The sequence below is a fragment of the Paenibacillus sp. Paensp38 genome (assembly GCF_059491915.1).
This window is the reverse complement of sequence record NZ_CP168516.1, coordinates 5,546,946-5,573,410: the sequence shown is the minus strand read 5'-3', so window position 1 is coordinate 5,573,410 and position 26,465 is coordinate 5,546,946. Positions and strand designations below refer to the sequence as shown.

The following is a 26,465-nucleotide window of genomic DNA, read 5'->3' as shown; positions in this document are numbered from 1 at the left end:
CTTCTATACTCGTCTGTTAAAGGATTTCTCGAGACGATCCAGCTTGCCGGCCAGACTGCCGTCGTACAATGTATCGCCGATAACCACTTTTAATCCGCCCAGCAGACTCGGGTCCACTATATTTTCCACACGGATTGTTTTATGTTCACGGGCTCCGAATTCCTCGGCTACCGCTGTTTTTTCCTGATCACTTAAAGCATAAGTCGAATACACCTTTGCATGAGCAAGTCCCAGCTTGTATTCCTGAATATCGAGGTATCCGGCAAGGAGAGATTCAAACAAATCTGCTCTACTACGCTGAATCAACAGTTTGATCGTGTTAATTAGCGAGGCAGACAACTTGCCTTCAAAACTGTTAGCCAGAACTTGAAGCTTGACCGCTTCCGTAATGTTAGGAGAATTAATGAATTTACGGATTTCAGCATCCCCCGATACAGCCTCTACAAAAGCACGTAGCTCCTGCTCGGTTTCCATAATGGTCTGTTCCTGCTCTGCCACTTCAAACAAAGCTTTCGCATACCGTTTGGCTACTACCGTATCCCGGCTCATGCTTTGCCTCCTACCTCTTTAAGGTATTGGTCGACAAGCTCTCCCTGGACTTGGTCTTCCTTGATTTCCTTTTGAATCAGTTTGGAAGCAATTTGTACCGAAGCTTTACCCACTTCGCTGCGCAGTTCGGCAACCGCCTTATTACGCTCGCTTGTGATTTCACGAACAGCTTCGTCTTTCAGGCGGACAGCTTCGTCTTTAGCCTGAACAATAATTTGCTCCGCTTGTTTGTTACCTGTTTGTTTTGACTGCTCAATAATGTCGTACGCTTCCTTACGTGCCTGCTGGAGAGCCTGCTTTTGCTCCTCAACATAAGCAGCAGCCTGTTCACGCGTCTGTGCCGCTTCATTCATTTGCTGTAATACAAGCTGACGCCGCTTCTCCATAACGGAAAAGAGAGGTCCGAATGCATAACGCGTCAGTAACCAGTACAAGATCAAAAATGCAATGATTGTGAAAACGATACTTGTCCAATTTAAACTCAATTGAAGTCACTCCTTTCCGGTGAACGTCGGTTCTGGATCTTTCATGTTCAAACGAACAAAGAAGGCGCGGATGGCTGTGCCTTCCCCGCCAAACCTTGCTTCCATTCAATTAAGCACCTGCGTAGAAAATGAATGCCAGAACGACCCCGATGATTGGCAGGGCTTCGACCAGACCTACACCGATAAACATTACCGTTTGCAACGTTGCTTTTGCTTCAGGCTGACGAGCGATACCTTCAACTGTTTTACTTACGATCAGACCGTTACCAATACCAGCGCCCAAAGCGCCCAAACCTACTGCGATTGCAGCTGCGATATATGCCCAAACTCCCATTTTAAAAAATCCTCCTTAGTGATGTGTATTTGTGTGTTACATGTATTTGCAGTTAAGAGCGAAGCGTACTCCTGAACTTAACTTAAAACCAGAAAACGAGCTTGTCTAATGCTCTTCTTCATGCGTGTCAATAGACTGTGAAATATATACAAACGTCAGAATCGTGAAGACGAACGCTTGGATACTGCCGACAAAAATACTGAATCCTTGCCAGACCACGAGTCCCAATACGGAAGCAACCATACCTCCCACACCAAGTGCTGTCATTTTCAGCAGAACACTGATCAAAACTTCGCCGGCAAAAATATTACCGAATAGACGCATACCATGTGTCAACAGTTTTGAGAACTGCTCAATCAAGTTAATTGGCAAAAAGAATGGAAATGGCTGAACGTAATGCTTGAAGTAAGCTTTGGTATTACGGAAAATCCCCAGGAAATGAACCAGGACAAAGATCATCAAAGCCAGTCCAATGGATACCCCTGCATCTGCGGTAGGTGATTTCCACCAGCTGATGCCTACATGGGCAGCTTCTCCCGGGTGAGACGCCTGTGCTTGTTCTAATGCTTCTTTGACCGGAATGATTTCATGTCCAAATACTTGGGCACTTTGCACATTATCGAATTCGGTCACAATCCCGAACGGTAATCCCAGCATATTTCCCACGAAGATGAACATGATCAGCGTCATCCCCAAAGAGAGGAATGGCTTCCCTTTTTTCAAATCCATTGTGCTGGTAATCAGTCCTTGAACGAATTCGACGACCCATTCCATAAAATTTTGCAGCTTGCTTGGATTGTCCACAGACAAATTGCGCGTTGCAGCAAATGCCAGTCCAAATACAATCGCGCAGGTCACAATAAGCATAATAATGACGGACAAGTCAATGTTAAACCCGCCCAATTGGATAATCGGTGATTCATGCAACATGTTTTCTCACCCCTTTCTCAGTTGAGCTATCATTTTTCCTGAAGCGCGAATATGATGCCTATAATTAACAGAAGAAATTGCCCAGTCACCAGGCTTGCCATTACAGCGATCTCATGGAAGTAGGCCGGAAATTCTATCGCCAGCACCACTGCCAAAATTGAGGTCCCTAATCGAAAGCCAAAGCCAATACCATACACTCTCTTCTTTCTTTCACCGGCGGCCGCACTCGCAACCTGTCGAATTTTGTAGGCCATATACAGCACATTTAGACAGCTTACTCCCGTTCCCAGAATGATTCCGTGAGCAATGTCACGATGTTGGGGCATGAAGGCGGAGACCAGGAAACACAGAGCCATAATACCAAGCGCTACGATCCATAACATTTTTTGCATACGGGTCATCTCATTCATGGTTATCCCTCAATACCTTTCCGATCACAAGGGCAATACTTAATGCGCCTACAACCAAGCCTGCGAGAACGCTTACGCCAATCCAAATTCCGGAGCCACCAAGTTTGGCATCGAGCCAATTTCCGGCATAGAAACCACCCAGTGTGCATATCGCCAAATCAATGCCGATCGCGCTCACCAATCCAATTGCCTTGAAGGCATTTCCGGTGTTATTTCGGTTGTTGTTTTGCTTGGAAGGTTTGACCACTTTTCCATGTCACCCCTGCAATTCCAGTCCATTTTACTTAAATATAAGATGCTTTGTCAATTGAGATATTTTAGCGCCCTAAAGTATAAAATCAAACGACAAAGCATCTTAAATTGCTGTATCCCTTGGTAACCGTACAGTTTAACTGTATGCTTGCCTTGTAAAGAATAATTATATCGGACGAACACCTTTTGTGAACATTGTGTGAAATTCTTCAGGACGTTCGGATTGAACGCCATAATGGTGCAAAATCGCATTGACAATTCTTACTGATGCTTTTCCATCGCCGTAAGGATTCGCTGCCTGACTCATAGAATCGTACAACGCGGAATCTGTCAAAAGTGCCTTGGTCCGATTGTACACGTTCTCTTCGTTCGTACCCACCAGTTCCAAGGTGCCCGCTTCAATTCCTTCCGGTCTTTCAGTCGTATCACGCAGCACCAGGACAGGTACTCCGAACGAAGGCGCTTCTTCCTGAAGCCCACCGGAATCCGTAAGGATTAGATGTGTATGTGGGTAAAAATTGTGCAGATCCACGACATCCAGCGGATCAATCAGCTTAATACGCGGATGGTTGCCTAAAATCTCAAATGCAGGTTCCTTCACAGCCGGACTCGGATGAACCGGATAAACAATAGCGATATCCTCAAACTCATCCGCAATTCGCTTAACCGCATTAAAAATCTGACGATGCGGTTCCCCTTGGGATTCCCGGCGATGTGCTGTCATAAGAATCAGGCGTTTGCCCTGAGCCCACTCCAGTACAGGGTGCTCGTAATCCTGGCGAACCGTATACTGAAATACGTCAGTTACTGTATTGCCTGTAACATATATTCGCGATTCAGGCTTGTTTTCCTTCCGCAAATTTCCAGCCGATAAAGAAGTAGGCGAGAAATGCAGATCAGACAGCACGCCTGTGAGCTGACGGTTCATTTCTTCAGGATATGGAGAAAGCTTGTTCCACGTCCGCAAACCCGCTTCCACATGCCCTACTTCAATCTGCTGCATAAAGGCTGCATAGCTGGCGAGGAAAGTCGTCAGTGTATCACCGTGAACCAACACGATATCGGGCTTGGCCTCACGCAATACAGGTTCCAGACCTTGAAGTACCCGCATGGAGATTTCATTCAGTGTCTGGCGATCCTTCATTACGTCCAGATCATAATCAGGGTGAATATTGAAAACTTCCAGAACCTGATCAAGCATCTGGCGATGTTGAGCCGTAACGCATACCACGGACTCGATATGCTCCGGGTGGCGCTGAAGCTCCAAAATAAGAGGAGCCATCTTAATCGCTTCCGGACGCACACCAAAAATTGTCATCACTTTGATTTTGGACATTTTCTGTTGAACCCCTTTTCATAATAAATGTCCGCTCCACAGGTCTTCCATTATTCAGAAAAACGACCTGTCATAACGTCCATAGATTTTGCCGAACCGCCAAAGGCAGTCTACTTGGTTCCGTACAAGCGGTCTCCAGCGTCACCAAGACCTGGAATGATGTATCCATGGTCATCCAGACGCTCGTCCAGTGCAGCGACATAGATATCCACATCAGGATGCGCATCCTGCACAGCTTTGACTCCTTCAGGAGCAGCAATCAGATTCATCATTTTAATTTGAGTGCAGCCTCTCTTTTTCAACACATCAATCGCCGCAATTGCCGAGCCACCCGTTGCAAGCATCGGATCAATCACGATCAATTCGCGCTCAGTTACATCTGTAGGCAGCTTCGTATAGTATTCTACGGGTTGCAGCGTCTCAGGATCGCGGAACAGTCCCACATGGCCTACCTTTGCTGCAGGCAGCAGCTTTACTACGCCATCCAGCATACCCAAGCCTGCACGCAGAATCGGAATAAGACCCAGCATACGTCCTGAAATCACTTTACCTTCTGTCTCAGCAACCGGTGTCTGCACCGTAATGCTTTCCAGCGGGATATCCCGTGTAATTTCATAAGCCATCAATGTTGCTACTTCATCCACCAGCTCGCGGAAATCCTTGGTGTTGGTCCGCACATCGCGGATAAATGTAAGTTTGTGTTGGATCAAAGGGTGATCGCAAACCACCAGTTTCGCCATAATATATTCCCTCCGGTATTATCGTCACGTTCTTTCGCACCAGCATATCGAACTATCCTGAGTCGAAAGGATCTATGTAACCTATTTGTACAAACCAAATAAGCACAGATGCAATGCGTGCCTGTAAATCCTGTTTATTATAACATTCCCTTGATTGATTTAACACCTGCCACCGTAACCTTTTGTCAAGGGAAAGATATGACATGTAAAATAATGAATAGGACCGCTTTACGTGTGACTTTCGTCACATAAAAACACAACAAAAAGGCTCTGACGGCCCTTGACCGCCAAAGCCTGAAGGCTTTATACTTCCTGCCCGAGCTATAGCCTTTGCCTCCTCATGCAGAGGTATTCTTTTATCTATACTTCAAATTGTCCCATGCCCCCTGAAATTGCTGAAGCATTTCATCCTTTGTGATAACCCCTGCAATATAGGCTTGCATACTGCTGCTTAAATCCTGATTCAGCCCCTTCGGAAAGCGTTGGAAGTTCCAACTCCATATCTTGCCTTCCCTCACATGCCGAGATATTTCTGCACCTAGATCGCCTGTCGTCTCGTCGCTGGACGTAATACTTTTGAAGGCGGGAACAAACTTAAACTCCTTGGTGATATAATGCTTGCCTGTTTCTGATGTGACCAACCAATTGAGAAATTCTTTTGCCTCCTGCTTCACAGGCGAATTTTTGTTGACCACCCAGTTCGAGGCTACTCCCACCGCGAGTCTACCTCCTGTGGAGGGATCATTGTCTATAGGCGCAGGCAGAATACCCAAATTCAAGTTAGGATTAATTCCATCTATTTGCGGTTGCGTCCAGTTCCCCTGGTGCATCATAGCAGCCTTACCTGTCGAAAACAGCGTCACTTGTGTATTGTAATCCGTCGTGAGCGGATTGCGGTTCCCATATTTTATAGTCAGGTCAAGCAACTTCACCCACTGATCGAACACCGGGTTACCGGGGATGCGAGCCGTTCCTTTGTTTAAATCCTCAACATAACTTTCCGGGTTCGGCTGTCTGGCAAACGGAATATTGATAAAATGGTTCCCCAGAACCCACCATTCCGCATACCCGTTAGCAAAAGGTATAATCCCTGCCGCTTTCAGTCGCTTGGCCGCTTCCTCCAGTTCATCTATCGTCTGAGGTAGTTTGGTTATGCCCGCTTTTTTGAACAAATCCTTGTTATAAACAAAACCAAATCCTTCTAGGTTCATAGGCTGTCCATAAATCTTACCGTTAACCGTCATCGGCTTACGAGCGAAATCGTCCAGATCCTTTACCCATGGCTGATCCGACAAATCCTCCAAGTACTCCAACCACGTATCGCGGTCCTGGTAGCCCTCATTTGTGAAAATGTCCGGCTGATCGCCTGATGCGAATTTAGCCTTCAACGAAGCACCGTAGTCCGTACCACCACCGACAGATTGGATATCCAACTTGATGCCAGGGTGCGCTTTTTCATATTCTGCCTTCAGCTTATTTAGCGGTTCCGAAATCTCTACTTTGAATTGATAAATGTGTATCGTTTTCGTTTCACTCTGTTGAGCCTTCGTATTTCCGCAACCTGCAAGTGTACATGCGAGCAGCACCATCAAGGAGATGACAAGCAACGCTGTTCTTTTCATCGGATATCCCTCCCTTCAGCCTTTGACCGCACCGGCTGCAATGCCAGAAACGATGTATTTTTGCATCACCAGAAAAAACACAACAATTGGCGTGATCCCCAACACCAGTGCTGGCAGCGCCAAGTCCCATTGCTTGGTGTACTGACCAAACAACATATAGGTTGCAATCGGAATGGTGCGCAGCTCAGGATCATTCAAAATGAGCGAAGGCAACAGATAGTCATTCCATATCCATAAGGTATTCAAAATAAGCACAGTTACGAACATAGGCAGCAGGAGTGGACAAACGATGCGAAAGAACACCCCGTACCGGGATGAACCGTCCACCCTTGCCGCCTGCTCAATCTCAATAGGTACCGTTTTAATAAAGCCATGAAAAAGAAAAACGGATAAAGGCGCCCCAAAACCCAGATAACATAGGATCAGTCCTGGTATACTGTTGTTTAAGCTCAATACGTTGGACACTTCCATAAGCGGCAACATAATCGATTGAAAGGGAACTACCATTGCTGCCACAAGTAAACCGAATAAAAACCGATTAAAAGGAGTGTCATGCCGAACCATCTGGTAAGCGGCCATCGAGCTGATGAGCAGCAAAAGCGCATTACTGACGATCGTGACAATCAGTGAATTCCCCAGTGCTGTGGGAAAGCTTATTTTATTCCAGGCGTTAGCATAGTTTTCAAAACGGAAGGTTGTCGGCCACGAAGCGGAATGGGCCAAAATGTCACCAAAGGATTTAATGGAGTTTACGAGCAAAAAATAGAATGGAACCAGAAAAATTAACCCGATCACAATAAGCAATATTTCAGCAACCCATGTGCCCAAACGGTAGTTTGACGTTTTTTCCATTACATTTCGACCTCCTTTTTCTTCGTGAGACGCACCTGAATGCTGGTAATGATCGCAACGACCACGAAGAAAATCATAGCCTTGGCAGTTCCCAATCCAAGTCGATTATTTGTAAACGCTTCATTATATATGTCCAACGCTACAGACTCTGTCGACTTGAAAGGTCCCCCCTTGGTGAGAGCCAAATTCAATTCAAATACTTTAAAGGACCAGGATATCGCTAGGAACAAGCAGACGGTCACCGCTGGCATAATAAGTGGCACTACAATATGACGCAAAATCTGTCTTCGGCCCGCGCCGTCAATTTGAGCCGATTCAATCAGGGCAGACGGGACATTATTTAACGAAGATATGTAAATAACCATGAGATAACCTGCATATTGCCATACAAACACAATGACAGTTCCCCAAAAAGCAGTTGGCCCATCACCCAGCCACGGCAGTTTAAAAAAGGAAAGCCCTGTTGCCTCCCCTACCGCAGAAAAGCCGCGTACAAATATAAATTGCCAGATGAAGCCGAGCAGCAAGCCGCCAATCATATTGGGCATAAAAAATACAGTTCGCAGTGCATTACGGGTACGCAACGGTTTGGTAAGTGCATAGGCTAGGAAAAAGCCAATCAGGTTCGTCAGAATGACACCACATACGGTAAACCGAACTGTAAACCAGAACGCATTACGGAAATCTGGATCATCCCTAAATATATGAACGTAATTCCCTAGCCCGAGCCATCGGATATTTTCAGATACTCCATCCCAGTTCGTCATGGAATAATACAGCCCCAGCAGGAACGGAATGACCATAATCAAGACGAAAAACAACGCCATCGGTCCCACAAATACGAGCTGCTGCAATAATTGCGCGGATTTTCTTTGACTCAATGTAATCACTCCTTTGTCGTAGATATAAAGGAAAGCGCGCATAAACCTTTACTGTAATCGCTTATTACCCAAAAATGTAAGTTTCGAGTCGTTTGGAAGCAAAAAAAGGCTGTTCTCCTCCGGCTTACGGAAGGAAAACAGCCTATAATATAAAGATTATGATTGTCGATGAATTAGTATTGAGTTCCTGGATAAATCGGGAACTTATCTGTTAACTCGCCAACCGCTTGGCTTGCTTTGGACAATACAGTATCATCTTTCGGGTTTTTAAGGGTTTCAGCAATGATTTTACCGATTTTGACCATAGCCTCTTCATCCATCCCACGAGATGTTGCAGCAGGTGTACCAATACGAATCCCGCTTGTTACGAATGGACTGGTCGGATCAAAAGGAATCGCATTTTTATTGACCGTGATGCCCACGGAATCCAATACATGCTCCGCTTCTTTACCTGTGATATTCAAATTGCGCGTATCCAACAGCATCAGATGGTTATCCGTACCACCGGATACAATGTTAATCCCCTCAGCCAACAGTGTTTCAGCCAGCACCTGTGCGTTGCGGACTACATTTTGCGCATAGGTTTTGAACGATGGCTGGAGCGCTTCACCCAAAGCAACCGCTTTGGACGCGATCACATGCATCAGTGGCCCCCCTTGAGTACCAGGAAAAATAGCTTTATCAATCGCTTGCGCCCATGCTTTGCGAGTCAGAATCAGACCCCCACGCGGACCACGCAGCGTTTTGTGTGTCGTTGTTGTTACAAATTGGGCATGCGGAACTGGACTTGGGTGAATTCCCGCTGCCACAAGACCTGCGATATGTGCCATATCCACCATGAACAAAGCACCTACATCATTGGCAATGGAAGCAAAAGCTTCAAAATCAATAGTACGCGGATATGCACTCGCGCCAGCTACAATCAGACGAGGGCGGTGCTTGAAGGCTGCCTTGCGCACTTCATCGTAGTCGATGCGGAAGTTGTCTTCGCGCACACCATAGGCAGCAAAGTTATACAACAAGCCGGAAGCGTTAACCGGACTTCCGTGTGTTAAATGGCCACCATGCGCCAGATTCATACCCAGTACAGTATCTCCAGGTTTGAGAGCTGCCAGATACACCGCCATGTTGGCTTGTGCTCCAGAGTGAGGCTGCACGTTAGCATGCTCAGCGCCGAACAGTTCTTTTGCTCGGTCACGTGCGATATCCTCAACGATATCTACATGCTCACAGCCACCATAGTAGCGTTTGTTCGGGTAACCTTCAGCATATTTATTCGTCAGCACGGAGCCCATGGCTTCCATTACTGCTTCACTGACAATGTTCTCGGATGCGATTAGCTCGATATTGTGGCGTTGTCGTTTCAGTTCAAGTCCCATTGCTTCCATCACTGCTGGGTCACTTTTACGCAGGTGTTCCATCATGATTGATTACTCCCTCTCCATAGTCAATTGTTGGGTATACAAGCTAACGCCTGCTCCTCTGTTGGGTACCTCATCATCATTGCAAAAACGATTAGTACAAACATGCCGCCATGCCAAATGCTAATCGCAGTTTCCGCCGACTTCTTGCTCCAGACTGTACACCGCCCGTTGTCCGCCAATAAGTGGAGGACGGGTGAACGCCGCTGTCACACGTGCTTCGCCAATCCAGCGAAGGCTTGGGCGAAACGGAACAGCAATCGGTCGCAGATGCATGCCAATCAGCGTTTCGCCGATGTCTATCCCGGCATGAGCCTGCACGTTCGCCGCCAAACACGCGTCGCTCATAGAACGATAGGCGACGGTAGCCATAGAGCCTCCTGCTGTACGAACAGGAACAGCCGCAACCTCCATCAGTCCCAGTCGCTCCAGTACAGCCCGTTCAACGACCAACGCTCGGTTCAAATGCTCACAGCATTGAAACGCTACATCAAAGCCATACTGCCTGCGAACGGACTCTACTCCAGATAACAGTTGTTGAGCCACATCGAGCGCTCCCGCCGTGCCAATTCGACTTCCAGCCACTTCACTTGTGCTAACGCCGATAACCAGCAGGCGACCAGCCCTGAGACTGGCTGCTTCTGCGATTTCCCGCACAACAGAAGTGGTCTGTGCTTCTAGCGAAATCTCATGATCCAATTGTCCCACCATTGGAACCTCCTTTGGTTGAACAGCCTCTCAGAGACTAGGCACGGTCTCATGCCCCAAGTTCAACACACTCTCTCCTGATCACAATCTCACTATATTATAGCCGATGTTTCAGATTTCGAGCAGAAAAAATGGAAGAACCTTTGAAGGAATCAACCCTCAGCTAAACATCTGGCATAACTTGTATATGAAAAAAGAGCAGTCCACACCTATGTGGAATTGCTCTTTTGCCCAGGCGACCGGCCGTATATCCGATGCTCCATCGTGGTTAATCCCACTTTTGTCGCCAGTTACATCGGATTCTCATTTTTCCACCTTATCTTAACGGATTAACCGTCGAAAATCAACAGATTCCGTACAAAATAGATGAGTAAGAGCGATTTTATTCGGAAGAGGCCTTTAGCTTGTCCAGCAGCTTATGCAGCGCCGTGCGGATTTCCGCAGCTGTGACATCGTAGTCTTCTCGCGAACCGCCAAACGGATCTGAAATATCAAAGCCCGGAATCCGTTGGTGTAATTCAATCATTCGTTCACGCTCCTGCGCCGATAGCTCTTGTCCAAGTGAAGCCATCAACTGCTGTGAAGCATATAAACCGTCCAACTCCTGTACATCATTCAACACCGCATCCCGGTTCTCCACATATTCCTTAAGCGTAAATACTTTGCCCGCCGTTTGGGGAAAGCGCTGAATTACGTGCTGTTTATGTCCTTGCGTCAAGGTTAAGATCAGATGTGCCCACCCGGCAAGCCCGTCGCTCAAAGGGGTTGAAGTGATCTGATCGGATATATCGTGATCACGTAGAACCGCCTCTGCATGTCGGGATATCGGCGTGCCTTCCATCGCTGCCACTCCCGCAGAACGCACTTCCAGTTCTAGTCCATGCTCAGCAGCCAACTTACGCAGCATCCCTTCAGCCATTGGACTACGACAGGTATTCCCTGTGCATACAAATAAGATATTCTTCAACGTTTTCACCCCCCGTATGTTAAAAAATATATAAACAGAGGATTACTATAATCCTAATCCCTTACTTTAACCCTGCACTTATTTTACACTGTCTGCGCTAAAATCAAAACATAAACATAAAGCCGAATGCCAGCAAAATGGCACCGCCCACTGCTTCCCCGTAATCTCCTAGATTGCGGCTGACCTTGCGACCCAACAGCAGGCCCAACATCGCCATTGCTCCCCCGCAAAAACCAAATGCCAGAACAGACAGCACCAGGTCACTCTGGAACATCCCCAGTGACACTCCTACAGAAAATGAATCCACGCTCACCCCAAGTGCAAACAGCAAAAGACCTAAAGGCGAACGATGATCCAATACCTGTACGCCGTCCCCTTTGAAGGAATTATACACCATATGCCCGCCTAAAAGGATGAGTAGCCCCCCTGCGAAGTAGGTCGTCACATGACCTAATAAAGAACTCATATAATGGCCCGTGAAAATTCCCAGCAATGGCATCAGAATGTGAAAAAAGCCAATAACAGTGCTGATGCGCAGCACGTCTCGCAGGCGTATCCCCTTCATGCCGATCCCTACGCCCAGCGATAACGCATCCATTCCTAGCGCTACCGCCATGATCAGAATCGTTACAACCTGCCCGGCATGGGCAGAGGCTGCCAGCATACTCCATCCCTCCATTATCCGTCTGTTCTTGTACACGTTATGCGGACAAGGGGCAAATCAGTACAAGCATGCACTGAAAGTACCCCATACCGAGAAGAGGAGGGAGGAAAATTTAATATAAGAGGTTGTTCAAAAAGTCGTCTTTCCATAACGAAGCTATTCAAGAAGCGGATTCGACGTCGAATCTTGAATTCAGCCGGGCCTTCCGTTGCTCACGTAGATCTATCTACGCTCCGCTACTCAGTCCCTAGCTTCATCCAGCCTTCTCGGTCCTGAAAAGCCGACTTTTTGAACACGCACTATAAGAGGCTCTGATTCGACAGAAGCTACAAGCGGACGATTCGGTGACCTGCCGCTTTAAGCAGGCGGTTCATAACGGCGTCGCCCAATCCTTTCGGCGGACAGGATTCCGCCAAAATGTAGGTGACGCCGTCCTCGTCGCAGCGACGCAGCACGCCGTACAGGCGTTGCGCTGCCTCATGGAGCGCGTCCAGCTTGCCTAGCGTGTAGACGCGTTCTCCGGCGTAGCCGGCGGTATGCTCGTCGAACGCGAGCACTGCCGTGCGCTCTCCGCGCGCGGAAGCCTCCGCCAGCGCAGCGCGAATCCACCCCGTCACCTCAACGGACGACGGGCCTTGTACCACGCTCAAGCGGCCTCGCGGCGCGTAGTGTGTGTACTTCATGCCCGGCGAGCGCGGCGCCGGGCTGTCGGCATCCTCCCCGGGCGTAGCGGCCAGCGCCGGGTCCAGCACGACGGCGCGAGCAACTGCAGCGAGCTGCTCAGCCGTCACGCCGCCGGGGCGCAGGATGGTGACCGTTCCGTCGTCAGCCGCCTGCACCACCGTGGACTCCAGCCCCACACCTGTGGGGCCTCCGTCTAAAATGCCGCCGATGCGGCCCTCCAGATCCTCCCGCACATGCTGTGCAAGAGTGGGACTGGGTCTTCCCGAACGATTGGCGCTTGGCGCAGCCAACGGACAACCCGCTTCAGCGATCAAGCGCAGCGCTATCGGATGATCTGGCATGCGCACACCAACCGTGTCCAGCCCGGCCGTTACACGCGATGACAGTGCCTGCGGTACCACTGGCAATACGAGAGTCAGCGGTCCCGGCCAGAACATATTCATCAGCGCCCGGGCTGTATCGTTTATTTCTGCTACCATACCCTCTAATTGATCAGCATCAGAAACATGTACAATGAGCGGGTTATCGGAAGGGCGTCCTTTGGCAGCGAATACCGCCTCCACCGCTTTTGTACTACGAGCATCGGCTCCCAGTCCGTACACGGTCTCTGTAGGAAAGGCTACCGTCTCTCCAGCTTGGAGGAGTACAGCAGCCTCGCGTATGCCTTTTTCCGCCGCGATCCGAGTCTGTTCAGCCGAAGTTTCGTCAGAAACACCCCCGTCAGTGTTGTTCACAGGAACCAAACATCTTACATCCCACCATTGGGTATGGGAAGACTTCAATGCCTGCTTCAGCTCGCAATTCCCCTGTTCGTCCAGCTTTTGCTCCGATTTTTCCTTTTGCACAAAATCTCCGCGCAAGTCTTGCATTTGATTCAATTTATCGCTCATATCAGATCATCCCATATCTTATTGTCGTATACAGGCCAGTGATTTCGCTTGATCCTATAAGGCTACTTTGAAAGATCAGTTTATTTGGCTCTGCCATGTGTATATCTATCGTAAGCTCCATTATAGCATATGGGGAAACTTACACTCCTCAACGTTTAGGCAAACAAGCCACTCACCCAGCTGCACAGTCCCGCAAGTGCATCCCACAGAAAAAAACGCACTTCCGGCTCCTTGTCAATGGTATTCGTCCGACTATCTCCATGATCCGTTTTTGCTGATACCGTTTGTGCCGCTGCTTCCCCACTGCCTGCATCAATAAAGCACAGCGGAGGAAACAGCACGCACCACCAATTTTGACCTTTTCCTTGCCCCAGCGTAACCCGTAGCGCTTCATAATTCCCTGCCGGGTAGACAAGACCACCGTACATTTTCGTCGGGAAAGGTACGCTCGCCAGTTCCACCTGATGATCATACGCAATGCCGCGACGAGCCAGTTCCGTACCTACCAAACGATCAATTTCAGGTAAATGAGCATCAATCAATGATCTGGCTTGGTCTAAGCTTTGCGGGTTTTCCAACTCACTCACCCAAGCATTCATCTGCTGCACAATAGCGTCCCGTATTTCGCGTTTAACTAGCTGATCCTCCGGGCGATCCGAGTTGGCCAAAATACGCAGTCGAATGGAGTCGTGTGGAATCACCTCCAGCCCTGTTGTAGTCACTCCTGATGCTAAGGCTCCTCTTGTTCCCATGGTCATAGCAGCATCCGTCTTTTGACCTTCCCAAGACATCATTAATATCGAAATACAAAATAGTATCATTGCAGCTTGCTTTACCCAACTTCTCATCTTCGTCCCCCCAAACCCAAACTCTATCATGTCTATCAGTTTGTCCGGTTTGGGAGAGTCTAAACCTATAAGTCTTGTAAAATATTCATAACCACTTTACAGATTTTCTTCAATACACCCTCGAATCATGCTACACCAAGCTTCAGACCCTCGCCGAGGAATATAAAAAAGCCCAGATTTCACAATCTGGACTCTCGCGTTGCACCGTTTCAACTCACACACAAATACCAATCAGTATCTAGCCACAATCCAACTGTACTAGGCTTTTTTCGCCTTCGTCAAGTTCAATCTGGAAGGCTGTGGCAGATCATCCTCCAGCTCTTGGCCGTGCACCTTAATGCTCATAACCAAGCCGATACTAGCCATGTTAATAAGCAACGAGGTACCACCATAACTTATGAACGGGAGCGTAATCCCCGTAAGCGGCATAATGCCCAGAAACGCACCAATATTCTCAAAAATCTGGTACAGTAACATGGACACAATCCCGACAATAATATACGGTCCGGCGCGATCCCGGCATTCCAGCGAAATCAGGATCATTCGGTGAATCAAAATAAAATATAACAATAACAGCACTGAAGAGCCTACAAAGCCAAATTCCTCCGCTACGACCACAAAAATAGAATCCGCATACGTATAAGGAACACGCCCGGACTGTACCGAGGTTCCTTGCAAAAAGCCCTTGCCCATCATCCCGCCAGAGGCTATCGCCAGCTTGGCATTTTTGGTATGATAAGACGCCTTCGCGGTTGCCTCTTCCGGTACCAACCAAGGGTCCAACCGCTCAACCCAGTGACTACGGCCAATCCCCTTCATAAAGGAATCAATCTCATCGTGAAACGAAATATAAGCTTTGATCCCGCCGCCAACGGCGACTGCAAATACGATGAATCCGATTAACGCATGGGATGCCTTCACATTACCAATCCATAGCATACCAATGACGATGACAATGTAACCGAGCGCATTACCCAAGTCATTTTGTGCCATAACCATGGCAAACGGGACAAAGCTCACCAGAGCCACTGGAAGAACATCCTGAATGAAATACAGCCTGCTCTTGCGCTTTTTGATCAGCATATAAGTCAGAAAAATGATAAGAACCAGCTTGAATACCTCGGCAGGCTGAAGATTCAAGCCACCAATTTTCAGAAAGCCCTGAGAGTTGTTAACCGTCCCACCAAAAAATCCGAGACCCAACAGGAATATTCCGCCTCCATATACGTACAGGGCTTTTTTAATGAATATCCGAAAATCGACCATCGCTAAACCCAAGATCGCCACAAAACCCAATATATAATACCCGATCATCTTTTGATAGTCGTTGCCGTGCTCTGCCAAGTTCGTAGGGCCCCTACCTGCGCTGTATACCGTTATGATACTAATCGCCATGAGCAAAACCAGAATAAAGATAACCGGACCGTCAATTTTTTTCAATTTCTGAAGCATGATTTCCCCCTGAGCCGTTTCTCGGTCATACTCCTCTTATTCTAAAGGAAAGACTCGCAAAAAGAAAATGCACCACTACTCCGAGACGCCTAGGACATGTCGTTCAATCCCTGCAAGGTCAGGAACGATTATAATGTTCTTCCAATGACCTGCCTGTTCCAGCAGGCCAGCCACGTCTCTGGCCTGTCCCATCCCCAGCTCAAACCCGATTAGCCGGGGCGGAGTCTGAAGGAGTCCGAGCTGCTCCAGCATTGCCCGATACGGGCCGAGCCCGTCAGGACCACCATCTAACGCCATCCGTGGCTCGTGGTCGCGGACCTCCGGCTGTAGGCCAGCGATGTCAGCAGCCGGGATGTACGGCGGGTTGGACACGAGAATGTCCACCGTCGTTCCCGCAAATGGCGCCAGCAGATCGCCCTCGCGGAATTCTACGGCTGCGCCGTTCGCAGCAGCGTTATAAGCCGCTACTTTTAACGCGGCAGCCGAAATATCCCCTGCCGCTACGCGCCAGCTCGGTCGCTCAGCCGCCAGCGTCACGGCAATCGCACCGCTGCCCGCGCCGATGTCGAGCGCCTGAGGAGCACCGCTTGGCCACAGCCGATCGCCGTGCTGGAGTATCGCCTCGACGAGCAGTTCTGTCTCGGGGCGCGGAATCAGCACCGACGGCGAAACCGCGAACGGGCGGCCATAAAATTCCTGCCGTCCGATAATATACTGCGCCGGTTCACCCGCAGCTTTGCGGGCTATGATCCGTTCCCACGCCTCCTTGGCGGTGGAAGGGAACGGATCACCCAGAGCGGCGTAAAACGCCGTACCTTCCAATCCGAGCACATGCTCCAGCAACAAACGGGCATTATGCTGGGGCTCCAGAACGCCACAGCTTCCTAAAAAAGAAGAAGCCTCAACCAAGGCTTCTCTGACACTTATGTTCCGTTCCGGCGACATTCGATACACACAATCGCGTTCGTTCCCCAAAACTTAAACCTCTTGTTCCATCAAATCAGCCTGCTCTGCAATCGTGAGCGCCGATACGATTTCTTCGATCTCCCCGTTCATCACCTGGTCCAGCTTATGCATAGTTAGTCCAATACGATGATCCGTTACACGGCTTTGCGGGAAGTTGTAGGTACGGATACGCTCACTGCGGTCTCCAGTACCTACTTTGCTCTTACGCTCGCCTGCATATTTGGCTTCTTCTTCCTGACGCAACATATCCGAAATACGGGCACGCAAAACTTGCAGCGCCTTCTCCTTATTGGAGTTCTGGGATTTTCCGTCCTGACAGGTTGCCATAATACCTGTTGGCATATGCGTTACACGCACCGCCGACTTGGTCGTATTAACGGATTGTCCGCCCGCACCGCTGGAACAGAACGTATCCACGCGAATATCCTTGTCGGAAATTTCAATATCCACTTCTTCTGCCTCAGGCATAACGGATACTGTAGATGTCGATGTATGAATACGTCCACCTGATTCCGTCGTCGGAATCCGCTGTACGCGGTGTGCGCCGCTTTCGAATTTCATTTTGCTGTATGCACCGCGGCCGTTAATCATGAAAATAACCTCTTTAAAGCCCCCGAGATCATTCATGTTCGCGTCCATCAGCTCTACACGCCAGCCTTGGGTATCGGCATAACGGGTGTACATCCGGTACAAATCAGCTGCGAATAGTGCCGCTTCGTCACCACCCGCTGCACCACGAATCTCAATAATAACGTTCTTATCATCATTCGGGTCCTTCGGCAGCAGCAAAATACGGATTTTTTCATCCAGCTCCCGCTTACGAACACTCAGTTCTTCAATCTCCATTTTGACCATTTCACGCATCTCGTCGTCCAGCTTTTCACCCTGCATGGTTTTTGCAGCTTCCAGCTCTTCAACGACATTTTTATATTCGGTATATGCTTCATAAGCAGGCTGTAAATCAGACTGTTCTTTGGAATAATCTCTAAGTTTTTTGCTATCGTTCGCTACATCCGGATCGCAGAGCAGTTCGCTCAGTTTATCGTAGCGGTCCGCCAATGATTGCAATCGGTCCAACAAGCGATTCACCTCTTCAGTTAAATTAATATGAAGCCAGCTTCAATTTCACTGGCTACAGCTCTTTATTATACCAACTAATTCATGAATTAGCTACAAGAAATACTGACTAATTTAGGATTTTGCAAAAATCCACACGACATGTAATTCAATAAAAAAAGTCGCCGCCCTAATATAGGCAGCGACCGCATAATCTAGCACATTTCAGAACACACATACTTGAGACATCGTCTTTTATATATCCGAATCGTGTATTGTACTCTAGAAATTATATATTAAACATTAAAACGGAAATGCATAACGTCTCCGTCCTGCACTACATATTCCTTACCTTCCAGACGAAGCTGACCCCGTTCCTTGGCCCCGTTCATCGAACCAGCAGCGACCAAATCGTTGTAGGATACAACCTCGGCACGAATAAATCCGCGTTCAAAATCCGTATGAATTACGCCCGCAGCACCCGGTGCCTTCGTTCCTTTGTGAATCGTCCAAGCGCGTACTTCCTGCACACCTGCTGTGAAATACGTATACAGGCCCAACAAGCGATATGCTGCTTTAATCAGACGGTTCAATCCGGATTCAGCCAATCCCAGCTCCTCGAGGAACATCGCCTTGTCTTCGCCTTCCAGCTCAGCAATTTCAGATTCTACCTTGGCGCTAATCGGCACCACTTCTGCATTTTCAGCCACGGCAAAATCACGTACCTTTTGCACATATGGATTGCTGTCGGCTTCCGTTACGCCATCTTCGCTAACATTAGCGGCATAGAGTACAGGCTTCATCGTCAGCAAATGAAGATCGCGTACAATCAGCCGTTCTTCATCCGACAATTCTAAGCTACGCGCAGGTTTATCAGCATATAGCGTTTCCTTGATCCGCTCCAGCACTTCAACTTCTTGGGTGTACTGCTTGTTGCCACCCTTCATGTTTTTGCGGGAACGTTCAATACGTTTGTCTACACTTTCGATATCCGCCAGAATCAGTTCCAAATTAATGGTCTGAATGTCGCTGATCGGGTCAATTTTGCCGTCTACATGGGTAATGTTCTCATCTTCAAAGCAACGTACCACATGTACAATCGCATCCACTTCACGAATATGAGCCAGAAACTTGTTACCCAGACCCTCGCCCTTGCTCGCACCGCGCACAAGTCCTGCAATATCAACAAATTCAAAAGCCGTTGGCACCGTTTTATTCGGCACAACCAGTTCGGTCAACTTATCCAACCGCTCGTCCGGTACTTCAACGACGCCTACATTGGGGTCAATCGTACAAAATGGATAGTTTGCGGATTCCGCACCCGCCTGCGTTATTGCGTTAAAAAGTGTTGATTTGCCCACGTTCGGCAAGCCCACAATCCCCGCTTTTAAAGCCATAATCAGAACAACTCCCGTTTATATAAAATATGCGTTATGCCATCCGTTAGTTTACCAACCCACATTATATATGAGAACCTATACACGCGGCAAGCATACGGTTATGGAATTCAGGATTTTACTATATCCCTATTTAGATTTCTTTGCTCATCTGGATATCTGTAATCCGATAGCCCGACTTGCGATATACATGCAAAGCTCGCTCATTATGCCCAAATACATGCAACCCGATGCGGACAGCTCCCAGCCTGCGAGCCTCCTGTTCCAAAGCCTCCATCGCCATCGTACCTAGACCCCTCCCCTGGTATGAATCGTCTACAAGGATATCCAGTAGAAAAGCTTCTTCTCCTTGCACGCCGTCCGTAATATTGAACCAGATGTAGCCAGCTTCCTCCTGACTCTGCCCCCCGTCATCGGAAAACATCAACATATACAGGTGAGCATGAGGTGTGTCTAGTCTCTGTGGCAGGTATTGAGCAAAACTTTCTGCCGCTCGCTCTGGTGCTTCTTCAACCGTCCATGTACCTGCTTGGATTTTCTCATCCGCATAGTCGGCAAGCGAGCGTTGTTCAAATCGATCATATTGCTCCGCATTCATCGGAACCAATGTAATAAGTCCGCTCATCCATTTACCTTCTTTCTTAGTCGAGTCGTATCTTTGAGCCCTTCTATTCCATCTACCCCAATGCCAAACATGACCGTGCGGAGTTCCAGTTCGACCTGCTCCAAACGTGCCTCCAGCGCTTCACTAGAGGCAACCGCAGAACCGAGCAAAGAACGCCCGAAGCCTGCCATGTCAGCTCCCAAAGCAAGCACCTTCGCTGCATTGACACCGTCTCTCAGTCCACCGCTGCCGATCAGAGCACCATGTGGCTGAGCGGCTCTGACTTCCACGATACAATCAGCGGTCGAATTGCCCCAGTCCGCAAACGCCTCCGCCGCCGCGCGACGCACAGGATCAGGGTTACGAAATTTCTCCACTTGGCTCCAGCTTGTCCCGCCTGCACCAGCGACATCAATAAAGGCTGCACCCGCATCATACAGTCTTGATGCCGTCTCGCCATCTATGCCCCAACCTACTTCCTTCACTCCTACAGGCACTGAAAGCTGACGACACAACTCCTCGATACGATTAAGCAGGCCGCTAAAATCCAAATTCCCTTCGGGTTGGAAAATCTCCTGTAATCCGTTCAAATGCAGCACCAACATATCTGCTCCAGCAATGTCTACTGCACGGCGACAATCGTCCACGCCAAATCCGTAGTTCAGCTGCACCGCACCCAGATTGGCAAGGATCGGGATACTGGGTGCCAGACGGCGGACTGCAAAGGTTGGAGCCAATTCTTCCCTTTCCACCGCAGCCCGTACCGAGCCGATGCCCAATGCCCAGCCGCGTCTCTCCGCTGTCTCTGCTAATCGCTCATTAATCGCTCCTGTCTCGGCGCTGCCGCCTGTCATGGAGCTAATAAGCAACGGTGTTCGTACAGCCTGTCCTAAAAAAGTAGTATCCAGGCGAACCTCGTCAAAATGCAACTCCGGCAGAGCGCAGTGCTTAAAGACATACCGCTCCAGCCCGCTGGTGATACCTTGTCCGGCCACATCTTCTTGCAAACAAAGGCGGACGTGCTCAATCTTCCGTTCGCCTGTCCGCGCGGCAGGCAACAAAGAGCCGGATCTGTTAAAGCCGTCAGGTGCTCCTTTTTTATTCTCTGTACTACTCATCTATGTTCCACCTCATCCAAAGTCACTCTGTTTATTGTATCAAGTTCAAGAAGCACAAATAAGACCGTTCCCGAACACGGTAACCGATCTATTTATCGTCTCTTATACAAATATCGTATGCCCTTAAAGTGGTTATTTTAAGATACTCTCATTGTATCATGGATGGGAAAATATATACACGATCGTGAACATTTTTTCTCCCCCATAGATCATGTTCAAAATACGCAATAAACCAGTTATTTCGGAAACTTTACAGAAAAGCCGCCCCTAATTGAGCTGCCGCTTTTCTGCAAAATGTCCAAATTTAAACACAAGAATACCACCGATAATGACCAATACACCGATCAGCTTGTTAATGGTAAACGGAATTTTCTCTAATCCTAGCCATCCTAATGAATCCCACAACAGGGCGGTCCCTAATTGCGCTGTCAATACAATGGAGATCGCATAGGTCGGGCCAAGTCGCTTCATTCCTTGTACCAGACAGAACACAACACCGACACCAATCATGCCACTGAACCAGTACCACGGCTGCATATGCTGTAAAGCAAATGTATTTTTCCCTTCAAAAATAAGACTCCCGAGTAAGGAAGCCAAGAACCCTGTGCCCAGCACCAATGTTGTTGTGGCCCACGATCCTGTCCGTTCATTCACCTTATTATTGAATATCGTTTGCAGACTGACCAAGGCACCTGCGATAACCGCCAATACAATTCCTAATAACATATGTTAACTCTCCCTTGATGATCCTTGATATTCTTCTGTTTTTTACTACATGCTCCTATTACAATGATTCATAAATATTATGTCCTGCCAGTTCACTCAAACCTTTTCTGTCCCGAATGACAATATAGCCTTTTGTCCGTTCAACCCATCCATCTTCAATCATTTTGCGAATAACACGGTTGAGATGTCTATAGCTGGTTCCGATCAAATTCGCCACATCTACCAGACTGGATGCCCGTAATTCCTCATGAAAAGCTGTATTCGATTCGTCAAAAGAAACCGATAGCAGGTAGCTCGCCAGTCTGACTTCCACCGGATACATGAGATTAAAACTGGAAAAGTCGGAGTCCAGGCAAAACTTTCGCGTGACAACATCCAATAGAAATTGCAGCAAAGGAGCATAGTCTTTGCCGTATTTGTTCATCCATTGGTGGTGAATACCGATCACATAGATCGGAGACACTGCCTCTACCGTGTTGATGACGTGACTATTCCGAATATATTCAACATCTCCTATGACCTCGATCGGTGTTTTGAAGCAAAGGATCAGGGTTTTCCCTTCTGTAGAACTGGTATAAATCTTGACCTTGCCCTGCACCAGTATATATAGATGCTCAATGGGATCCCCCTGTAAACAGAGCTTTTCCCCTTGCTCCAAACGATGCAACGACAAATAAGGATGTAGTGGCTCGTAGAGTATGGATTCCAACTCATGCAGCTGCAAAAAATATTTTAGCTGCTCTTGATCCTGAATTTCTCTCATTCCTAAGCTCACCTTCAATCTCTACATTCTAAGCTTTCTTTACAAGTTAAATTTCTATTTTAAAGCTTCAGAATAATTACACCCGCGATCATCATACCAATACCTATAAATTGTGGCAGCTTCATCTTTTGCTTCACTATACCGAACCATCCCTTAATATCTACCAGAAAGGTTAAACACAACTGCGCAATCAACAACGCCGAGATCGTGAACGTAACCCCAATATGTTGGATCGCCGTGACTTCACTAAATATAATAATAGCTGCAAAGGCACCGCCCCAAAGATACATTGGCTTCACCTGTTTCATTTCAGCCACATTGCCATCCCTTGTAAACATCCAGACTAATGCTGCCAAAATAAACCCTATTAGCTGAGTAACAGCAGCAGCCTGCCATGTACCAATATCCTGACTAATCCGTGTATTCGCTACACCTTGTAGCGTAATACACGCTCCTCCCAGAAAAGCAAACAAGATTCCTCTCATAAATCGTTATTCTCCCCATGTAAATGACTTTTCTATATATTAAATTATAGGGCAGACTCTCTATAAAGGACATATGTCCTCAACGAATAGTAAAACATCCTTCATTTCATTCAGTATCCGCGTCAATCCTGCACACTTGCGTTAATAACTTGACAGTATCCCATCATAAAACTGCATGTTCCGGCACGGTAAAACGGAATGCAGCATCCAATTGAGGAGTTGATCGTCATATGACTACACGTGATCCGCTGCATTCTAAGCCGGAATATCAAAGAAAATCCAGGCATAAGGGCCGTACCCTTAAAATCGCCATTCTGGTACTTATCCTTTGGCTGATTGCCGTCATGCTGTATCAGACCCATAAACCCTTGCCTCCGTTCGTCTCTTATGAGAGCCAGGAGTATTCAACCCATGAGGTAAACTTCTGGACGGATTTGACCTATCCCACCGGGGATGGTAGTACTGCACAGCATGAAGGACAAATTTTGAAGCGTATGCTCGGGATCATTGATGAAGCCGAGCAATTTATCGTCATCGATCTGTTTCTGTTCAACGACTATAAGCATAAAGGTCAGCACTTCCCCCAAGTTAGCGCACAAATGACCGATCATCTTATTGCCAAAAAGAAAGCTCATCCTGATATGCCTATCTTTTTCATTACAGATGAAGTCAATACCAACTACAATTCTGCTCCCAACCCTTTGTTGGAAAATATGAAGCGAGCAGGGATTCAGGTCGTGCAGACCGATGTAGATCCCCTGCGGGACTCTACACCCATCTATTCGGCGGTGTGGCGTACCTTCTTCCAATGGTTCGGGCAGCAAGGCACAGGCTGGATTCCCAACCTGATGGCCAGTGACGGACCGGATGTTACGGCTCGCTCCTATCTTAAGCTGTTAAACGTCAAGGCCAATCACCGAAAATTGGTTGTCAGCGAACAGACAGCGCTCATTTCTACAGGCAATGTGCACGACGCGAGCGCCTACCACTCCAATGTAGCGCTGGAGGTGAAGGGGCCCATCATCGGAGACATTTTACAAACGGAACAGGCGGTGTTGGACTTTTCGGGCGGTGGGCAGCTTCCTGCCTATACACCACAGGCCGAACCCAAAGTTCCATCGAGTAAGGACAGCTATCGAATCAAATATCTAACTGAGGGCAAGGTGTACACCTCGGTTCTGGATGGCATCGGGCAGACGAAGAAAGGTGACAGCATTCATATGGGCATGTTTTATTTGGCTGACCGCAAAGTATTGAATAGCCTACTGGATGCCTCTGCGCGCGGTGTAAACATCCAATTACTGCTGGACCCCAATGAGAACGCGTTTGGTCAGGAAAAAATCGGCATCCCCAATCGTCCGGTCGCCCAAGAGTTGTCCGATAAATCGGGCGGGAACATTCAAATTCGCTGGTATCATACCACCCATGAGCAATTCCATACCAAACTGATTTATATCGCCAAGGCGCAAGGAGAGCATATCATTTGGGGTGGCTCTACCAATCTGACGCCCCGTAATCTGGATGATTTGAATCTGGAAAATGAATTGTGGGTGGCCGCTCCGGCGGACAGCAAGCTGACCCGACAGGTTGCGGCCTATTTTGATAAGCTATGGAATAATCAGGGGGCTGAATACAGCTTGGATCTAGCAGCTTACGAGGATCATTCAACATTTTGGAAAGATATTATATACCGTCTACAGGATATTTTAGGCTTTACTACATTTTAACTACCGAATAGTGCTGTAGCGAATTCGTTTATGACCTACAACAGCGGTGAAAGCAGCCGCGCGAGCGATTCCATCAAACGTTTGAACAGACGTTTTTTCATGAATTCTTCGCGTACGATCAGACTGGCAGAATGCAAATCTCGTTCGTAGTCTGTTACCATCTGCTGCACACTGTGCGTTTGAATTAACAGAGCGTTAACTTCAAAATTCAAATGAAAGCTACGCATATCCATATTGGCTGTCCCGATGGTCGCAACTTCCCCGTCAATGATGAGGAGCTTGGAGTGGAGGAACCCTTTTTCATATTCATATACCTTGACTCCAACCTCCAGTAACGACTGGAAGTACGAATGAGACGCGAGAAAAGGTAGCCATTTATCCGGTTTTGCGGGAAACAGAATACGTACGTCCAACCCGGACAAGGCAGCCATCCGTAAGGCAGTCAGGATATCTTCATCCGGGATAAAATAAGGAGTGGCAATCCAGACTGATTTTCGGGCGGACGTGATCATGGAGAAAAACAGATTTTTAAGCACTCTCCGCTCATTATCCGGGCCGCTAGCAATAATCTGCACGCCTCCGTCTGTAATGGGTTCAATACTGGGAGACAGATATTCGCTATCGAGCACCGACTCACCCGTCATGTGAAGCCAATCCTGTAGAAATATAAGCTGCAACGTCCGCACAGCTTCGCCCTTCACAATCATATGCGTATCACGCCAAAAGCCGTAGGCTTTGTTGCGGCTGAGATACTCATCTCCCACATTTAGACCACCAATTAATCCGATATTACCGTCGATGACTACAATTTTACGGTGATTACGATAGTTTACCCGGCTGGAGAAGAACAAGATCCGAGCGCCGCCGTACGCAACAACCTCTACTCCTGCATCTCTCATTTCTTTCAAAAATGACTTTGACAACTGAATACTGCCCACCGCATCGTACATAAACCGAACCTTAACACCCGCTTTAGCCTTTTCAATCAAAATTTTCTGAATGCTGGTACCGATATCATCCGAACGGAAAATGTAATATTCCATATGGATATGATGCTGCGCCTTGCGCAGCTCTTCTAGCAAAGTGGAGAAGGTTTCATCTCCATTGTTCAGAATTTGAGTTTCGGTCGCAAAATAAATCGGGGAGCGGGCCAGTCTGCGTGCCAAACGCATCAACTGCTGCTGTTCATCTGTAAAGCAGGTCAGATCCCGTTTGACTCGCAAAGCATCCTTTTCTATGCGGTCGTAAGCCTGTTGGTCACGCAATGCCTTTTTATCATACTTGCGACGCTTGAATACATTTTGCCCAAACAGAAAATAGAGAGGAAGTCCAACAACTGGCAGCAATGCCAGCAGCAAAATCCAGGACATCGTAGTGGAGGGATTACGATTCTCCGTAAAAATAATCAGACTGATGGAGATCACTGTCAGGGTGGAAAAAATACTGATGACAGTTCCTTCATTTTTGCCGATGTAATTAAACAAGCCAAAATAATAAATAATAAACACCATAGCCGCGATCAATACGGCTAGTAAGCTTCGCCTCATAACTAACCTCACTTCCAGTGGACTACATTCGACAAGTATTCTTCATTATAT

28 protein-coding genes and 1 riboswitch are annotated in these 26,465 nt (G+C 47.9%); of the genes, 1 reads left to right on the top strand and 27 read right to left on the bottom strand.

The genetic code is table 11. From position 1 onward, the window contains the following. Positions 1-3: 3 nt before the first annotated feature. The 26 genes from ACEN8J_RS24780 to ACEN8J_RS24655 all read right to left on the bottom strand — a co-directional run bounded on the left by ACEN8J_RS24780 (position 4) and on the right by ACEN8J_RS24655 (position 23,140). The gene (locus ACEN8J_RS24780; RefSeq protein ID WP_029518507.1) at positions 4-549 is read right to left on the bottom strand and encodes a F0F1 ATP synthase subunit delta; all 546 of its coding nucleotides are present in this window, start codon (positions 547-549) and stop codon (positions 4-6) included. Further along, the gene (gene atpF, locus ACEN8J_RS24775) at positions 546-1,034 is read right to left on the bottom strand and encodes a F0F1 ATP synthase subunit B (protein WP_023990709.1); all 489 of its coding nucleotides are present in this window, start codon (positions 1,032-1,034) and stop codon (positions 546-548) included. Before atpF ends, ACEN8J_RS24780 begins: the two co-directional genes overlap by 4 nt. A 109-nt stretch (positions 1,035-1,143) precedes the next feature. Then, positions 1,144-1,368: a F0F1 ATP synthase subunit C gene (atpE, locus tag ACEN8J_RS24770; protein ID WP_007432750.1), complete on the bottom strand. Its 225-nt coding sequence runs from the start codon at positions 1,366-1,368 to the stop codon at positions 1,144-1,146. A 105-nt stretch (positions 1,369-1,473) separates the two neighbouring features. Further along, a complete protein-coding gene (gene atpB, locus ACEN8J_RS24765; protein ID WP_069290543.1) occupies positions 1,474-2,298 on the bottom strand; it encodes a F0F1 ATP synthase subunit A in 825 nt (274 codons plus the stop codon). A gap of 29 nt (positions 2,299-2,327) precedes the next feature. Next, complete coding sequence (locus ACEN8J_RS24760; RefSeq protein ID WP_029518509.1) at positions 2,328-2,708, bottom strand: ATP synthase subunit I; 381 nt, start codon at positions 2,706-2,708, stop codon at positions 2,328-2,330. Next, positions 2,701-2,955: an AtpZ/AtpI family protein gene (locus ACEN8J_RS24755; RefSeq protein ID WP_029518510.1), complete on the bottom strand. Its 255-nt coding sequence runs from the start codon at positions 2,953-2,955 to the stop codon at positions 2,701-2,703. The genes ACEN8J_RS24760 and ACEN8J_RS24755 overlap by 8 nt, the downstream gene beginning before the upstream one ends. Before the next feature lie 171 nt (positions 2,956-3,126). Continuing rightward, the gene (wecB, locus tag ACEN8J_RS24750; RefSeq protein WP_029518511.1) at positions 3,127-4,296 is read right to left on the bottom strand and encodes a non-hydrolyzing UDP-N-acetylglucosamine 2-epimerase; all 1,170 of its coding nucleotides are present in this window, start codon (positions 4,294-4,296) and stop codon (positions 3,127-3,129) included. Positions 4,297-4,406: 110 nt separating this feature from the next. Next, positions 4,407-5,036, bottom strand: a complete 630-nt coding sequence (gene upp, locus ACEN8J_RS24745) for a uracil phosphoribosyltransferase (RefSeq protein WP_013312332.1) — start codon at positions 5,034-5,036, stop codon at positions 4,407-4,409. A 356-nt stretch (positions 5,037-5,392) separates the two neighbouring features. After that, a complete protein-coding gene (locus ACEN8J_RS24740) occupies positions 5,393-6,658 on the bottom strand; it encodes an ABC transporter substrate-binding protein (protein WP_340886625.1) in 1,266 nt (421 codons plus the stop codon). Positions 6,659-6,673: 15 nt separating this feature from the next. Then, complete coding sequence (locus ACEN8J_RS24735) at positions 6,674-7,510, bottom strand: carbohydrate ABC transporter permease (protein ID WP_029518513.1); 837 nt, start codon at positions 7,508-7,510, stop codon at positions 6,674-6,676. Further along, the gene (locus ACEN8J_RS24730) at positions 7,510-8,391 is read right to left on the bottom strand and encodes a carbohydrate ABC transporter permease (RefSeq protein WP_029518514.1); all 882 of its coding nucleotides are present in this window, start codon (positions 8,389-8,391) and stop codon (positions 7,510-7,512) included. Before ACEN8J_RS24730 ends, ACEN8J_RS24735 begins: the two co-directional genes overlap by 1 nt. 173 nt (positions 8,392-8,564) lie before the next feature. Continuing rightward, positions 8,565-9,815 (bottom strand): serine hydroxymethyltransferase, encoded by a 1,251-nt coding sequence (glyA, locus tag ACEN8J_RS24725; protein ID WP_013312336.1) that lies wholly within the window; start codon positions 9,813-9,815, stop codon positions 8,565-8,567. A gap of 120 nt (positions 9,816-9,935) precedes the next feature. Then, the gene (locus ACEN8J_RS24720; protein WP_029518515.1) at positions 9,936-10,523 is read right to left on the bottom strand and encodes a TIGR01440 family protein; all 588 of its coding nucleotides are present in this window, start codon (positions 10,521-10,523) and stop codon (positions 9,936-9,938) included. Between the two features lie 219 nt (positions 10,524-10,742). After that, positions 10,743-10,824: riboswitch (ZMP/ZTP riboswitch) on the bottom strand. Positions 10,825-10,902: 78 nt separating this feature from the next. After that, on the bottom strand, positions 10,903-11,487 hold the full coding sequence (locus tag ACEN8J_RS24715; protein WP_029518516.1) for a low molecular weight protein arginine phosphatase: 585 nt from the start codon (positions 11,485-11,487) through the stop codon (positions 10,903-10,905). A 103-nt stretch (positions 11,488-11,590) separates the two neighbouring features. Beyond that, positions 11,591-12,151, bottom strand: coding sequence for a manganese efflux pump MntP (locus tag ACEN8J_RS24710; RefSeq protein ID WP_029518517.1), 561 nt, complete (start codon positions 12,149-12,151; stop codon positions 11,591-11,593). 326 nt (positions 12,152-12,477) lie between these two features. Continuing rightward, positions 12,478-13,725 (bottom strand): L-threonylcarbamoyladenylate synthase, encoded by a 1,248-nt coding sequence (locus ACEN8J_RS24705; protein ID WP_495594094.1) that lies wholly within the window; start codon positions 13,723-13,725, stop codon positions 12,478-12,480. A gap of 155 nt (positions 13,726-13,880) precedes the next feature. Then, positions 13,881-14,573, bottom strand: a complete 693-nt coding sequence (spoIIR, locus tag ACEN8J_RS24700) for a stage II sporulation protein R (protein ID WP_340886630.1) — start codon at positions 14,571-14,573, stop codon at positions 13,881-13,883. 258 nt (positions 14,574-14,831) lie between these two features. Further along, positions 14,832-16,025 (bottom strand): FtsW/RodA/SpoVE family cell cycle protein, encoded by a 1,194-nt coding sequence (locus tag ACEN8J_RS24695; protein WP_029518520.1) that lies wholly within the window; start codon positions 16,023-16,025, stop codon positions 14,832-14,834. A gap of 75 nt (positions 16,026-16,100) precedes the next feature. Next, positions 16,101-17,000 (bottom strand): peptide chain release factor N(5)-glutamine methyltransferase, encoded by a 900-nt coding sequence (gene prmC / locus ACEN8J_RS24690; protein WP_495594093.1) that lies wholly within the window; start codon positions 16,998-17,000, stop codon positions 16,101-16,103. A gap of 3 nt (positions 17,001-17,003) precedes the next feature. Further along, complete coding sequence (gene prfA / locus ACEN8J_RS24685; RefSeq protein WP_013312344.1) at positions 17,004-18,071, bottom strand: peptide chain release factor 1; 1,068 nt, start codon at positions 18,069-18,071, stop codon at positions 17,004-17,006. 272 nt (positions 18,072-18,343) lie between these two features. Next, positions 18,344-19,444: a redox-regulated ATPase YchF gene (ychF, locus tag ACEN8J_RS24680; RefSeq protein WP_013312345.1), complete on the bottom strand. Its 1,101-nt coding sequence runs from the start codon at positions 19,442-19,444 to the stop codon at positions 18,344-18,346. A gap of 133 nt (positions 19,445-19,577) precedes the next feature. Beyond that, entirely contained in the window at positions 19,578-20,069 is a 492-nt protein-coding gene (locus ACEN8J_RS24675; RefSeq protein ID WP_340886634.1) for a GNAT family N-acetyltransferase, read from the bottom strand. After that, the gene (gene fni, locus ACEN8J_RS24670; protein WP_029518523.1) at positions 20,066-21,166 is read right to left on the bottom strand and encodes a type 2 isopentenyl-diphosphate Delta-isomerase; all 1,101 of its coding nucleotides are present in this window, start codon (positions 21,164-21,166) and stop codon (positions 20,066-20,068) included. Before fni ends, ACEN8J_RS24675 begins: the two co-directional genes overlap by 4 nt. 267 nt (positions 21,167-21,433) lie before the next feature. Continuing rightward, positions 21,434-21,892: a DMT family transporter gene (locus tag ACEN8J_RS24665; protein WP_029518524.1), complete on the bottom strand. Its 459-nt coding sequence runs from the start codon at positions 21,890-21,892 to the stop codon at positions 21,434-21,436. Positions 21,893-21,950: 58 nt separating this feature from the next. Further along, the gene (locus tag ACEN8J_RS24660) at positions 21,951-22,655 is read right to left on the bottom strand and encodes a Crp/Fnr family transcriptional regulator (protein WP_029518525.1); all 705 of its coding nucleotides are present in this window, start codon (positions 22,653-22,655) and stop codon (positions 21,951-21,953) included. Positions 22,656-22,714: 59 nt separating this feature from the next. Next, the gene (locus tag ACEN8J_RS24655) at positions 22,715-23,140 is read right to left on the bottom strand and encodes a DMT family transporter (RefSeq protein ID WP_069010024.1); all 426 of its coding nucleotides are present in this window, start codon (positions 23,138-23,140) and stop codon (positions 22,715-22,717) included. A gap of 230 nt (positions 23,141-23,370) precedes the next feature. Here ACEN8J_RS24655 and ACEN8J_RS24650 point away from each other — a divergent pair, with 230 nt between their 5' ends. Continuing rightward, positions 23,371-24,867: a phospholipase D family protein gene (locus ACEN8J_RS24650; protein WP_449291757.1), complete on the top strand. Its 1,497-nt coding sequence runs from the start codon at positions 23,371-23,373 to the stop codon at positions 24,865-24,867. Between the two features lie 35 nt (positions 24,868-24,902). Here ACEN8J_RS24650 and cls read toward each other — a convergent pair whose 3' ends face one another. After that, the gene (gene cls, locus ACEN8J_RS24645) at positions 24,903-26,414 is read right to left on the bottom strand and encodes a cardiolipin synthase (RefSeq protein WP_029518528.1); all 1,512 of its coding nucleotides are present in this window, start codon (positions 26,412-26,414) and stop codon (positions 24,903-24,905) included. Positions 26,415-26,465: the final 51 nt, after the last annotated feature.